The sequence below is a fragment of the Escherichia sp. KTE114 genome (genome assembly GCF_000407765.1).
Classification (GTDB): Bacteria; Pseudomonadota; Gammaproteobacteria; order Enterobacterales; family Enterobacteriaceae; genus Escherichia; species Escherichia ruysiae.
In genome coordinates this window covers 3,152,351-3,163,911 of the sequence record NZ_KE136626.1, presented here as the reverse complement: position 1 = coordinate 3,163,911, position 11,561 = coordinate 3,152,351, and the positions used below count along the sequence as shown (strand labels likewise).

Here is an 11,561-nt window from a genome sequence, read left to right as displayed (position 1 = left end):
ACGAAATTTACTGGAAATTACTGCGCCATGCTGACGCAACTGCACCAAAAACGGGCATTTTTTGCGCCATCGTTGGCATCATTAACAACCATCGATCAAATCACTTAACAACAGGCAGTAAGCACAGCGAATTTCTGCTAACATCCACGCACTCTTTATCTGAATAAATGGCAGCGACTATGAAATTTGTCTCTTTTAATATCAACGGTCTGCGCGCCAGACCACACCAGCTTGAAGCCATCGTCGAGAAGCACCAACCGGATGTGATTGGTTTGCAGGAGACAAAAGTTCATGATGATATGTTTCCGCTCGAACAAGTAGCAAAGCTTGGCTACAACGTCTTTTATCACGGGCAGAAAGGCCATTATGGCGTGGCGCTGCTGACCAAAGAGACGCCGATTGCTGTGCGTCGCGGCTTCCCCGGCGACGGCGAAGAGGCTCAACGACGAATTATTATGGCGGAAATTCCCTCGCCGCTGGGCAATGTCACCGTGATCAACGGCTACTTTCCGCAGGGTGAAAGCCGCGACCACCCGATTAAATTCCCGGCGAAAGCGCAGTTTTACCAGAACCTGCAAAACTACCTGGAAACCGAACTCAAGCGTGAGAATCCGGTGCTGATTATGGGCGATATGAATATCAGCCCTACAGACCTCGATATCGGCATTGGCGAAGAGAACCGCAAACGCTGGCTGCGTACCGGTAAATGTTCTTTCCTGCCAGAAGAACGCGAATGGATGGAGAGACTGATTAGCTGGGGTCTGGTGGATACTTTCCGCCATGCGAACCCGGAAACGGCAGATCGTTTCTCGTGGTTTGATTACCGCTCAAAAGGTTTTGACGATAACCGTGGTCTGCGCATCGACCTGCTTCTCGCCAGCCAGCCGCTGGCAGAATGTTGCGTAGAAACCGGCATCGACTATGAAATTCGCAGCATGGAAAAACCGTCCGATCACGCCCCAGTGTGGGCGACCTTCCGCCGCTAATTTCTCTGTTCTCCTGGCTCACTCTGGGTCAGGAGAATTAACCTTGAGAAAAATCAACAAACTGTCAGTAATGATTTGTTGCCCGCCGTCCTTTGTTATACCGTCACTGCGTTTTTAGTTGTCTGACCACTTCTCTATTATCAAGTTTGATATAGGAAACTCCACGATGAACACTGAGCGTAAATTTCTTTTTGCCTGTCTTATTTTTGCGCTGGTCATTTACGCTATCCACGCTTTCGGTTTATTCGATCTGCTCACCGATTTACCTCACTTACAGGCGCTTATTCGCCAGAGCGGATTTTTCAGTTATAGCCTCTATATTCTGTTATTCATCATCGCCACTCTCTTTCTGTTACCGGGTAGCATACTGGTGATCGCCGGAGGAATAGTCTTTGGCCCGCTCTTAGGGACGTTTCTTTCATTAATTGCCGCCACGCTGGCCTCGTCATGCTCCTTCCTTTTGGCACGCTGGCTGGGACGTGATTTACTGCTGAAATACGTTGGTCATAGCCACACTTTTCAGGCCATAGAAAAAGGTATTACGCGTAACGGTATCGATTTTCTTATTTTGACCCGCTTAATCCCGCTATTTCCTTACAATATTCAAAATTATGCTTATGGATTAACCGCCATCGCCTTCTGGCCTTATACCCTTATTTCGGCATTAACTACTCTGCCCGGAATAGTTATTTATACCGTAATGGCAAGCGATCTCGCCAGTGAGGGCATTACGCTGCGCTTTATTTTAAAACTCTGTCTGGCAGGACTGGCGCTGTTTATTCTCGTTCAGTTCGCCAGACTCTACGCCCGACACAAACATGTGGATCTGTCTGCTTCACGCCGCAGCCCACTTACTCACCCCAAAAATGAAGGATAAAACGATGTTGCAACATTATTCTGCGTCATGGAAAAAAGGACTGGCTGCACTGTGTTTACTGGCAACCGCAGGGCTTAGTGGCTGCGATCAAAAAGAAAATACGGTGGCAAAAGTGGAATACGACGGGCTTTCCGCCAGCCAGCCACTGCGTGTCGATGCCAATAACCATACGGTCACCATGTTAGTGCAAATTAATGGTCGTTTTCTGACAGACGATACCCGCCACGGCATTGTGTTTAAAGATGGCTCCAACGGACATAAATCGCTGTTTATGGGTTATGCGACCCCGAAAGCATTTTATGAAGCCCTGAAACAGGCCGGTGGCACGCCGGGCGAAAACATGACGATGGATAATAAAGAAACGACCCATGTGGCGGGCAGCAAACTGGATATTTCGGTCAACTGGCAAGGGGCGGCAAAAGCGTATTCCTTCGATGAGGTGATTGTCGATAGCAATGGCAAGAAACTGGACATGCGCTTTGGCGGTAATTTAGCGGCGGCAGAAGAGAAGAAAACTGGCTGCCTGGTGTGTCTCGATAGCTGCCCGGTCGGTATCGTCAGCAATGCGACATACACTTATGGGGCCGTGGAAAAACGCGGTGAAGTGCAATTCAAAGGTAATGCGTCGGTTCTCCCGGCAGATAACACGCTGGCAACGGTTACCTTTAAAATCGCCGAATAACAACCAGGATAAAGGATGATGAAAATGCAATCGCGTAAAATCTGGTACTATCGTGCCACCATCATCATCCTGTTGTTCGCTGTGCTGCTGGCATGGGCGCTGCTTCCCGGCGTCCATGAGTTTATCAATCGCAGCGTTGCGGCGTTTGCCGCCGTGGATCAACAGGGTATAGAACGCTTTATTCAGTCTTACGGCACACAGGCGGCTGTGGTCTCGTTCTTCTTGATGATCTTACAGGCCATTGCCGCGCCGCTGCCTGCGTTTTTGATAACCTTTGCCAATGCGTCACTGTTTGGCGCATTCTGGGGCGGCTTGCTGTCGTGGACCAGTTCGATGGCGGGTGCGGCGCTGTGCTTTTTTATCGCCAGAGTGATGGGTCGCGAAGTAGTGGAAAAGTTAACCGGTAAAACCGTGCTTAACAGCATGGACGGCTTTTTTACCCGCTACGGCAAACACACCATCCTGGTATGTCGGTTATTGCCTTTTGTCCCTTTCGATCCTATCAGCTATGCTGCCGGATTGACTTCAATACGTTTTCGCTCGTTTTTTATCGCCACCGGGCTTGGTCAGCTACCCGCAACCATCGTCTATTCCTGGGCGGGCAGCATGTTAACGGGCGGCACATTCTGGTTTGTCACCGGACTGTTTATCCTGTTTGCCCTGACCGTGGTGATTTTTATGGCGAAAAAAATATGGCTTGAACGCCAGAAGAGGAATGCCTGATGGGTTTACCGCCGCTTAGCAAAATTCCTTTGATTTTACGTCCGCAGGCGTGGCTGCATCGTCGCCATTATGGCGAGGTGCTAAGCCCAATTCGCTGGTGGGGGCGAATTCCGTTTATCTTTTATCTGGTGTCGATGTTTGTCGGCTGGCTGGAGCGCAAACATTCACCGCTCGATCCGGTGGTGCGATCGCTTGTCAGCGCACGCATTGCACAAATGTGTCTGTGTGAGTTTTGTGTGGATATCACCAGTATGAAAGTCGCGGAGCGTACCGGTAGCACTGACAAACTGCTGGCGGTAGCTGACTGGCGGCAAAGCCCGCTGTTCAGCGATGAGGAGCGGCTGGCGCTGGAATACGCCGAAGCTGCGAGCGTCACGCCGCCAACGGTCGATGATGCCCTGCGTACCCGACTGGCTGCCCATTTTGACGCTCAGGCACTCACCGAGCTGACAGCATTGATCGGCCTGCAAAATCTGTCAGCCCGTTTTAATTCTGCCATGGACATTCCCGCTCAGGGGCTGTGCCGACTTCCTGAAAAACGTTCTTAAGGAGAGATGATGCGCCATTGTGTGTGGTTGCTGGGATTGTTATCGCTGTTTTCTTTGGCAACACATGCCAGTGACTGGCAGGAAATCAAAAACGACGCCAAAGGGCAAACCGTCTGGTTTAACGCCTGGGGCGGCGATACGGCAATTAACCGCTATCTCGACTGGGTTAGCGGCGAGATGAAAACCCATTACGATATAAACCTGAAGATTGTCCGCCTGGCGGATGCCGCAGACGCAGTAAAACGCATTCAGACGGAGGCCGCTGCCGGGCGCAAAACAGGCGGTTCGGTGGATCTTCTGTGGGTAAATGGTGAAAACTTCCGCACCTTAAAAGAGGCCAATTTATTACAAACCGGCTGGGCAGAGGCTCTACCCAACTGGCGTTACGTCGATACGCAACTACCGGTACGGGAAGATTTTTCTGTGCCGACCGAAGGCGCGGAATCGCCGTGGGGTGGCGCACAACTGACGTTTATCGCCCGCCGCGATGTTACGCCACAGCCACCACAAACACCGCAAGCGTTACTGGAGTTTGCCAAAGCCAATCCCGGCACGGTGACTTATCCGCGCCCACCGGACTTCACAGGCACGGCGTTTCTGGAACAGTTGCTGATTATGCTGACGCCAGACCCCGCCGCATTAAAAGCAGCGCCGAACGATGCGACTTTCGCCCGTATCACTGCGCCCTTGTGGCAATATCTTGATGCACTGCATCCGTATTTGTGGCGCGAAGGAAAGGATTTCCCGCCTTCGCCTGCACGAATGGATGCTCTGCTGAAAGCCGGTACATTGCGCCTGTCGCTAACCTTTAACCCCGCTCATGCACAACAAAAAATAGCCAGCGGTGATTTGCCAGCAAGCAGTTACAGCTTCGGCTTTAGCGAGGGGATGCTTGGCAACGTCCATTTCGTCACCATTCCAGCCAATGCGAATGCCAGTGCTGCGGCGAAGGTTGTCGCCAACTTCCTGCTCTCACCCGATGCGCAACTGCGTAAAGCGGATCCCGCTGTCTGGGGCGATCCTTCGGTTCTCGATCCACAGAAACTGCCTGACACGCAGCGTGAAACATTGCAATCAAGAATGCCGCAGAATCTGCCGCCGGTACTGGCGGAACCACATGCAGGCTGGGTAAATGCGCTGGAACAAGAATGGCTACGCCGTTACGGTACGCATTAATCTTTCTGCTGTGGGCGATGGTGGCGGTGATTTACGCACCACTAATCCCGGCAGCTTTCACGCTGATAGCGCCTGCCTTGTCGCTGACGCACTGGCAGGCGTTATTTGCCGACCCGCAGTTACCACAGGCATTACTGGCGACGCTGGTTTCGACGACTATCGCGGCGGTCGGGGCATTGTTGATTGCCCTGCTGGTGATTGTCGCGCTGTGGCCTGGCGTAAAATGGCTGCATCTGTGCGCCCGTCTGCCGTGGCTGCTCGCCATTCCCCACGTGGCTTTTGCCACCAGCGCCCTTCTGCTCTTTGCTGACGGCGGCCTGCTTTACGACTATTTCCCGTATTTCACTCCGCCAATGGACAAATTAGGTATTGGGCTGGGTTTCACTCTGGCGCTGAAAGAAAGCGCATTTCTGCTGTGGATCTTGTCAGCCGTGCTAAGTGAAAAACGGCTGCTACAGCAGGTTATAGTGATGGATTCACTGGGCTACAGCCGCTGGCAATGCCTGAACTGGCTGCTGTTGCCCTCCGTCGCTCCTGCTCTGGCAATGGCGATGCTGGCGATTGTCGCATGGACGCTGTCGGTCGTGGATGTAGCAATTATCCTTGGGCCAGGTAATCCACCGACGCTGGCAGTAATTAGCTGGCAGTGGTTAACTCAGGGCGATACAGATCAACAGATTAAAGGCGCGCTCGCCAGCCTGCTGCTGATGGCGTTACTCGCCACCTGTGTTTTGCTGGGCTATCTGTTATGGCGCGCCTGGAGGAACACCATTCCCCGCGAAGATGGCGTTCGCAAACCAGCCACGGCTTTACTGCCCGGCTATACGCTGGCGAGGTTATTACCATTAACGGGGGTGCTCTGTGTGGTTCTGCTGGCGATCCTCGCGGATCAATCGACGATCAATCTTGAGGCGCTACTCAATAGCCTGACTATGGCTCTGGTCGCGACATTCATCGCGTTGATCCTGTTACTGCTGTGGCTGGAATGGGGGCCAAAGCGTCGCCAGCTATGGTTATGGATGCCCATTTTATTACCGGCACTGCCATTAGTGGCAGGCCAGTACACGCTGGCATTATGGTTGAATCTGGATGGTAGCTGGACGGCGGTGGTCTGGGGGCATCTGCTGTGGGTGATGCCGTGGATGCTGTTTATCCTGCACCCCGCCTGGCGGCGCATCGACTCGCGATTAATTTTGATTGCACAAACGCTGGGCTGGTCACAAGCCAAAATATTCTGTTATGTGAAATTCCCGCTTATGCTACGCCCCGCGCTAATTGCGTTCGCTGTCGGATTTTCAGTGAGTATTGCGCAATATATGCCGACGCTGTGGCTCGGTGCGGGACGTTTTCCGACGCTCACCACAGAAGCGGTGGCGTTAAGCAGCGGAGGCAGCAACGGTATCCTCGCCGCCCAGGCTTTATGGCAACTGCTATTACCGCTTATTATTTTTGCCCTGACCGCCCTGCTTGCAAAATGGGTAGGTTATGTCAGACAAGGACTCCGCTAATGCTCTGCGTGAAAGATGTTTCGCTACGTTTGCCAGGAACCTGCTTACTAAAGAACGTCAACTTTACGGCCACCAAAGGTGACATTGTCACGTTAATGGGGGCGTCAGGCTGTGGTAAATCCACGCTGTTTTCCTGGATGATTGGCGCGCTGTCCGGGCAGTTTTCTTGTACAGGTGAGCTATGGCTCAATGAGCAGCGGATCGACATGCTGCCGACTGCACAGCGCCAGGTTGGCATTCTTTTCCAGGATGCGCTGTTATTTGACCAGTTCAGCGTCGGGCAAAATTTACTGCTGGCGCTACCGGCGACACTCAAAGGTGTTGCAAGGCACAATGCCGTGAATGATGCGCTTGAGCGCGCGGGACTTGGTGATACTTTCCATCAGGATCCGGCAACTCTGTCTGGTGGTCAGCGGGCACGGGTAGCTCTGCTACGCGCCCTTCTCGCCCAACCCAAAGCATTATTACTCGATGAACCATTCAGCCGTCTTGACGTGGCTTTGCGCGACAGTTTTCGCCAGTGGGTGTTTAGCGAAGTTCGCGCCCTGGCGATCCCGGTCGTTCAGGTAACCCATGATTTACAGGATGTTCCCGCTGGTGGCCTGGTTCTGGATATGATGCAGTGGTCAGAAAATTACAACAAACTGCGATAACGCAAAGTTTTTCCTCATGCGCCAGTTCAGAATGGCGCACTCAAAACTACAATGTCGGGATTTTCGATGAAACGTGTTTCTCAAATGACCGCGCTGGCAATGGCTTTAGGGCTGGCTTGCGCTTCTTCGTGGGCCGCAGAACTGGCGAAGCCTCTTACTTTTGACCAGCTTCAACAACAAAATGGCAAAGCGATAGATACTCGCCCCAGCGCGTTTTATAACGGCTGGCCACAAACTTTAAATGGCCCTTCCGGTCATGAACCTGCCGCCTTAAACCTTTCTGCAAGCTGGCTCGACAAAATGAGCGCCGAACAGCTCAACGAGTGGATCAAGCAACATAACCTGAAAGCCGATGTGCCGGTGGCGTTATACGGTAATGACAAAGACGTCGAAGCCGTCAAAACGCGTCTGCAAAAAGCAGGCTTTACGCATATCTCCATCCTGAGTGACGCGCTAAGCGAACCTTCCCGCCTGCAAAAACTGCCGCACTTTGAGCAACTGGTTTACCCGCAATGGCTGCATGACCTGCAACAAGGTAAAGAGGTTACGGCAAAACCTGCCGGTGACTGGAAAGTCATTGAAGCAGCCTGGGGCGCACCAAAGTTTTACCTTATCAGCCATATTCCCGGCGCTGACTACATCGATACCAACGAAGTTGAAAGCGAACCGCTGTGGAACAAAGTTTCTGATGAGCAACTGAAAGCGATGCTGGCAAAGCACGGCATTCGCCATGACACCACGGTCATTCTGTACGGGTGAGACGTTTACGCCGCAGCGCGCGTGGCACAGATTATGCTGTACGCAGGCGTGAAAGATGTGCGCCTGCTGGATGGCGGCTGGCAAACGTGGTCTGATGCGGGGCTGCCCGTTGAGCGCGGTACGCCACCGAAAGTAAAACCGGAACCTGACTTCGGCGTGAAGATCCCGGCGCAACCGCAACTGATGCTCGATATGGAGCAGGCACGTGGACTACTGCATCGTCAGGATGCTTCACTGGTAAGCATTCGTTCGTGGCCAGAATTTATCGGTACGACCAGCGGTTACAGCTACATCAAGCCAAAAGGTGAAATAGCCGGAGCACGTTGGGGACACGCTGGTAGCGACTCGACGCATATGGAAGATTTCCATAACCCGGATGGCACCATGCGTAGCGCCGATGATATTACCGCTATGTGGAAAGCATGGAATATCAAACCAGATCAACAAGTCTCGTTCTATTGCGGCACCGGCTGGCGCGCCTCAGAAACCTTTATGTATGCGCGCGCAATGGGCTGGAAGAATGTCTCCGTTTACGACGGCGGCTGGTATGAATGGAGCAGCGATCCGAAAAATCCGGTAGCAACCGGTGAACGCGCCCCGGACAGTAGCAAATAACACGGCAATTACTGACGCTGAAGCGACTTCAGCGTCAGATACCCACTCCACACTCGCGTAAATGTCGTCATCCAACACAGCGCGCCAAAAATCCACGCAAACCACGAGAAATAGGCCGGAAAGAGGCAACTCAGGACAAACAGCAAAATCGTCTCGCTGCCTTCGGTTAATCCCCCCAGATAGTAAAAAGATTTATGTGCATAGCCGGGGTTATCAATCTGGTGCTTCGCCGCCAGCGCAGCAAACGCGAGAAAACTGCTGCCCGTGCCGATAAACGCAAACAACAGCCAGCCTCCCGCCAGCGCGTTTTGTTCTGGTGCGGCGAGAATAAACCCGAACGGCACCAGCGCGTAAAAGAGGAAATCGAGAGAAATATCAAGAAAACCGCCTGCGTCAGTTAACCCTCTGCGCCTCGCCAGCGCGCCGTCCAGACCATCAAGCAACCTGTTGAGCAAAATGGCAATCAGCGCCGCCAGATACCATCCCAGCGCCAGAAACGGCAATGCCAGCACACCGATGGCAAACCCCACTAACGTTAAACCATCTGGCGTTATTCCGGGTCTATCAAGAACCCGCACGCACTGATGCAACAACGGTTTAATTCGCGGATGAAGATGTCGGTCTAACACGGGCACTCCTTAAATATAAAGCCCTTCTGATCGGGCAACACTGCGGATATTATGGCATTTTTCCTGTATTCGACCGTGGGTAATTTATGAAAATGATTGAAGTTGTTGCCGCCATTATCGAGCGGGATGGCAAAATTTTACTCGCACAACGCCCCGCCCATAGCGATCAGGCGGGGTTATGGGAGTTTGCCGGTGGCAAAGTCGAGGCGGATGAAAGTCAGCCACAGGCGCTGGTACGGGAATTGCGCGAAGAACTGGGCATTGACGCAACGGTTGGTGAATATGTTGCCAGCCATCAGCGGGAAGTGTCTGGCCGGATTATCCATCTTCATGCCTGGCACGTACCGGACTTCCACGGTACGTTACAGGCACACGAACATCAGGCGCTGGTCTGGTGTCTGCCAGAGGAAGCATTGCAATATCCGCTGGCTCCTGCTGATATTCCACTACTTCATGCGTTTATGGCTTTACGCGCCGCCAGACCAGCGGATTGGTGCTAATGGTTTTGTCATCCCTCTGACATTGCAGCAGTATCCCCTCCGCTTTAATCACTGCGCCCTCCGAATAATTTTGATCCTGATAAACGCAGCACTGGTTACAGGGCTGCGCCGATTTCCCGCCAGAACTAAACACCTCCGGCGGCACATTCACTTCCACATCCGGACGATATTGCGGGTTAGCCAGCGCAAATAATGGAAATACCAACGCTACGGCGAGTAATGCTCGACTCACAGGAAACTCCTTATTTTTCGTTGCCTCTGGTACTGATAACGGTAACCAGGCGGGAAAACTTTAGCGTCTGGTTGCCGGAGGCGGCGTGAACGCCTTATCCAGCCGACGGATCACTCTTGAAAATGCGCCCGGTTTTCCAGGTCTGATAAAACGCACCTGACATTAGGTGACTTTTATAACTTCCATACATTATTAATTTGCTTTCCGGTGTCATTTTTTTCTTGCTTACCGTCACATTCTTGATGGTATAGTCGAAAACTGCAAAAGCACATGACATAAACAACATAAGCACAATCGTATTAATATATAAGGGTTTTATATCTATGGATCAGACATATTCTCTGGAGTCATTCCTCAACCATGTCCAAAAGCGCGACCCGAATCAAACCGAGTTCGCGCAAGCCGTTCGTGAAGTAATGACCACTCTCTGGCCTTTTCTTGAACAAAATCCAAAATATCGCCAGATGTCGTTACTGGAGCGCCTGGTTGAACCGGAGCGCGTGATCCAGTTTCGCGTAGTGTGGGTTGATGATCGCAATCAGGTACAGGTTAACCGCGCCTGGCGTGTCCAGTTCAGCTCCGCCATCGGTCCGTATAAAGGTGGTATGCGTTTCCATCCGTCCGTAAACCTCTCCATTCTTAAATTCCTCGGCTTCGAGCAAACCTTTAAAAATGCCCTGACTACCCTGCCGATGGGCGGTGGTAAAGGCGGCAGCGATTTCGATCCAAAAGGGAAAAGCGAAGGCGAAGTGATGCGTTTCTGCCAGGCGCTGATGACCGAACTGTACCGTCACCTGGGTGCAGATACCGACGTTCCGGCGGGCGATATCGGCGTTGGTGGGCGTGAAGTCGGCTTTATGGCGGGGATGATGAAAAAGCTCTCCAACAATACCGCCTGCGTCTTCACCGGCAAGGGGCTATCTTTTGGCGGCAGTCTGATTCGCCCGGAAGCGACCGGTTACGGTCTGGTTTATTTCACGGAAGCGATGCTGAAACGCCACGGTATGGGTTTTGAAGGAATGCGTGTTTCCGTTTCTGGCTCCGGCAACGTCGCCCAGTACGCTATCGAAAAAGCGATGGAATTTGGTGCTCGTGTGGTTACAGCATCAGACTCCAGCGGCACCGTGGTTGATGAAAGTGGATTCACGAAAGAGAAACTGGCGCGTCTTATCGAAATCAAATCCAGCCGCGATGGTCGCGTGGCAGATTACGCCAAAGAATTTGGTCTGGTCTATCTCGAAGGCCAACAGCCGTGGTCTGTGCCGGTGGATATCGCCCTGCCATGCGCGACCCAGAACGAACTGGATGTTGACGCCGCACATCAGCTTATCGCCAATGGTGTTAAAGCGGTGGCGGAAGGGGCAAATATGCCAACGACCATTGAAGCAACTGAACTGTTCCAGCAGGCAGGCGTACTGTTTGCACCGGGTAAAGCAGCTAATGCTGGCGGTGTAGCAACATCGGGGCTGGAAATGGCGCAAAACGCTGCGCGTCTGGGCTGGAAAGCCGAGAAGGTTGATGCGCGTTTACACCACATTATGCTGGATATCCACCACGCCTGTGTTGAACACGGTGGTGAAGGTGAGCAAACCAACTACGTGCAGGGCGCGAATATTGCAGGTTTTGTGAAGGTTGCGGATGCGATGCTGGCGCAAGGCGTGATTTAAGTCATC

General features: G+C 52.6%; 12 protein-coding genes and 1 pseudogene. 11 read left to right on the top strand and 2 right to left on the bottom strand.

The window, feature by feature from the left end:
• Window positions 1-179: 179 nt before the first annotated feature.
• From xthA to ynjE, 9 genes and pseudogenes are all read left to right on the top strand, one after another.
• Window positions 180-986: an exodeoxyribonuclease III gene (gene xthA, locus WC5_RS06155; protein WP_000673948.1), complete on the top strand. Its 807-nt coding sequence runs from the start codon at window positions 180-182 to the stop codon at window positions 984-986.
• A 166-nt stretch (window positions 987-1,152) separates the two neighbouring features.
• Window positions 1,153-1,863 carry a TVP38/TMEM64 family protein gene (locus tag WC5_RS06160; protein ID WP_010348798.1) on the top strand — a complete coding sequence of 237 codons (711 nt, stop codon included), beginning with the start codon at window positions 1,153-1,155 and terminating at the stop codon, window positions 1,861-1,863.
• 4 nt (window positions 1,864-1,867) lie between these two features.
• Window positions 1,868-2,545 (top strand): lipoprotein YdjY, encoded by a 678-nt coding sequence (ydjY, locus tag WC5_RS06165; RefSeq protein ID WP_000939194.1) that lies wholly within the window; start codon window positions 1,868-1,870, stop codon window positions 2,543-2,545.
• Window positions 2,546-2,560: 15 nt separating this feature from the next.
• The gene (locus tag WC5_RS06170; RefSeq protein WP_021550676.1) at window positions 2,561-3,268 is read left to right on the top strand and encodes a TVP38/TMEM64 family protein; all 708 of its coding nucleotides are present in this window, start codon (window positions 2,561-2,563) and stop codon (window positions 3,266-3,268) included.
• A complete protein-coding gene (locus tag WC5_RS06175) occupies window positions 3,268-3,816 on the top strand; it encodes a carboxymuconolactone decarboxylase family protein (RefSeq protein ID WP_000524094.1) in 549 nt (182 codons plus the stop codon). Before WC5_RS06170 ends, WC5_RS06175 begins: the two co-directional genes overlap by 1 nt.
• Before the next feature lie 9 nt (window positions 3,817-3,825).
• A complete protein-coding gene (locus WC5_RS06180) occupies window positions 3,826-4,992 on the top strand; it encodes an ABC transporter substrate-binding protein (protein ID WP_001215386.1) in 1,167 nt (388 codons plus the stop codon).
• Window positions 4,965-6,500: an ABC transporter permease family protein gene (locus WC5_RS06185; RefSeq protein ID WP_000224950.1), complete on the top strand. Its 1,536-nt coding sequence runs from the start codon at window positions 4,965-4,967 to the stop codon at window positions 6,498-6,500. Before WC5_RS06180 ends, WC5_RS06185 begins: the two co-directional genes overlap by 28 nt.
• Window positions 6,500-7,153: an ATP-binding cassette domain-containing protein gene (locus WC5_RS06190; RefSeq protein WP_000882817.1), complete on the top strand. Its 654-nt coding sequence runs from the start codon at window positions 6,500-6,502 to the stop codon at window positions 7,151-7,153. Before WC5_RS06185 ends, WC5_RS06190 begins: the two co-directional genes overlap by 1 nt.
• A gap of 66 nt (window positions 7,154-7,219) precedes the next feature.
• Window positions 7,220-8,527 (top strand): annotated as a pseudogene (gene ynjE, locus WC5_RS0122535) (thiosulfate sulfurtransferase YnjE).
• Window positions 8,528-8,535: 8 nt separating this feature from the next.
• Here ynjE and WC5_RS06195 read toward each other — a convergent pair.
• Entirely contained in the window at window positions 8,536-9,156 is a 621-nt protein-coding gene (locus WC5_RS06195) for a CDP-alcohol phosphatidyltransferase family protein (RefSeq protein ID WP_010348804.1), read from the bottom strand.
• An 86-nt stretch (window positions 9,157-9,242) separates the two neighbouring features.
• Here WC5_RS06195 and nudG point away from each other — a divergent pair, with 86 nt between their 5' ends.
• Window positions 9,243-9,656: a CTP pyrophosphohydrolase gene (nudG, locus tag WC5_RS06200; RefSeq protein ID WP_000781860.1), complete on the top strand. Its 414-nt coding sequence runs from the start codon at window positions 9,243-9,245 to the stop codon at window positions 9,654-9,656.
• Here nudG and WC5_RS06205 read toward each other — a convergent pair.
• The gene (locus WC5_RS06205) at window positions 9,616-9,888 is read right to left on the bottom strand and encodes a YnjH family protein (protein ID WP_000085251.1); all 273 of its coding nucleotides are present in this window, start codon (window positions 9,886-9,888) and stop codon (window positions 9,616-9,618) included. The genes nudG and WC5_RS06205 overlap by 41 nt on opposite strands.
• Window positions 9,889-10,211: 323 nt before the next feature.
• On the opposite strand from WC5_RS06205, the gene gdhA reads away from it, so the two are divergent.
• On the top strand, window positions 10,212-11,555 hold the full coding sequence (gdhA, locus tag WC5_RS06210; RefSeq protein ID WP_000373052.1) for an NADP-specific glutamate dehydrogenase: 1,344 nt from the start codon (window positions 10,212-10,214) through the stop codon (window positions 11,553-11,555).
• Window positions 11,556-11,561: the final 6 nt, after the last annotated feature.

Excerpts from the sequence above, each read along its gene's own strand:
- xthA (WP_000673948.1), top strand. The coding sequence starts at position 180 with ATGAAATTTGTCTCTTTTAATATCAACGGTCTGCGCGCCAGACCACAC.
- WC5_RS06170 (WP_021550676.1), top strand. The coding sequence starts at position 2,561 with ATGATGAAAATGCAATCGCGTAAAATCTGGTACTATCGTGCCACCATC.
- ydjY (WP_000939194.1), top strand. The coding sequence starts at position 1,868 with ATGTTGCAACATTATTCTGCGTCATGGAAAAAAGGACTGGCTGCACTG.
- WC5_RS06190 (WP_000882817.1), top strand. The coding sequence starts at position 6,500 with ATGCTCTGCGTGAAAGATGTTTCGCTACGTTTGCCAGGAACCTGCTTA.
- WC5_RS06180 (WP_001215386.1), top strand. The coding sequence starts at position 3,826 with ATGCGCCATTGTGTGTGGTTGCTGGGATTGTTATCGCTGTTTTCTTTG.
- gdhA (WP_000373052.1), top strand. The coding sequence starts at position 10,212 with ATGGATCAGACATATTCTCTGGAGTCATTCCTCAACCATGTCCAAAAG.
- WC5_RS06160 (WP_010348798.1), top strand. The coding sequence starts at position 1,153 with ATGAACACTGAGCGTAAATTTCTTTTTGCCTGTCTTATTTTTGCGCTG.
- WC5_RS06175 (WP_000524094.1), top strand. The coding sequence starts at position 3,268 with ATGGGTTTACCGCCGCTTAGCAAAATTCCTTTGATTTTACGTCCGCAG.
- nudG (WP_000781860.1), top strand. The coding sequence starts at position 9,243 with ATGAAAATGATTGAAGTTGTTGCCGCCATTATCGAGCGGGATGGCAAA.
- WC5_RS06185 (WP_000224950.1), top strand. The coding sequence starts at position 4,965 with ATGGCTACGCCGTTACGGTACGCATTAATCTTTCTGCTGTGGGCGATG.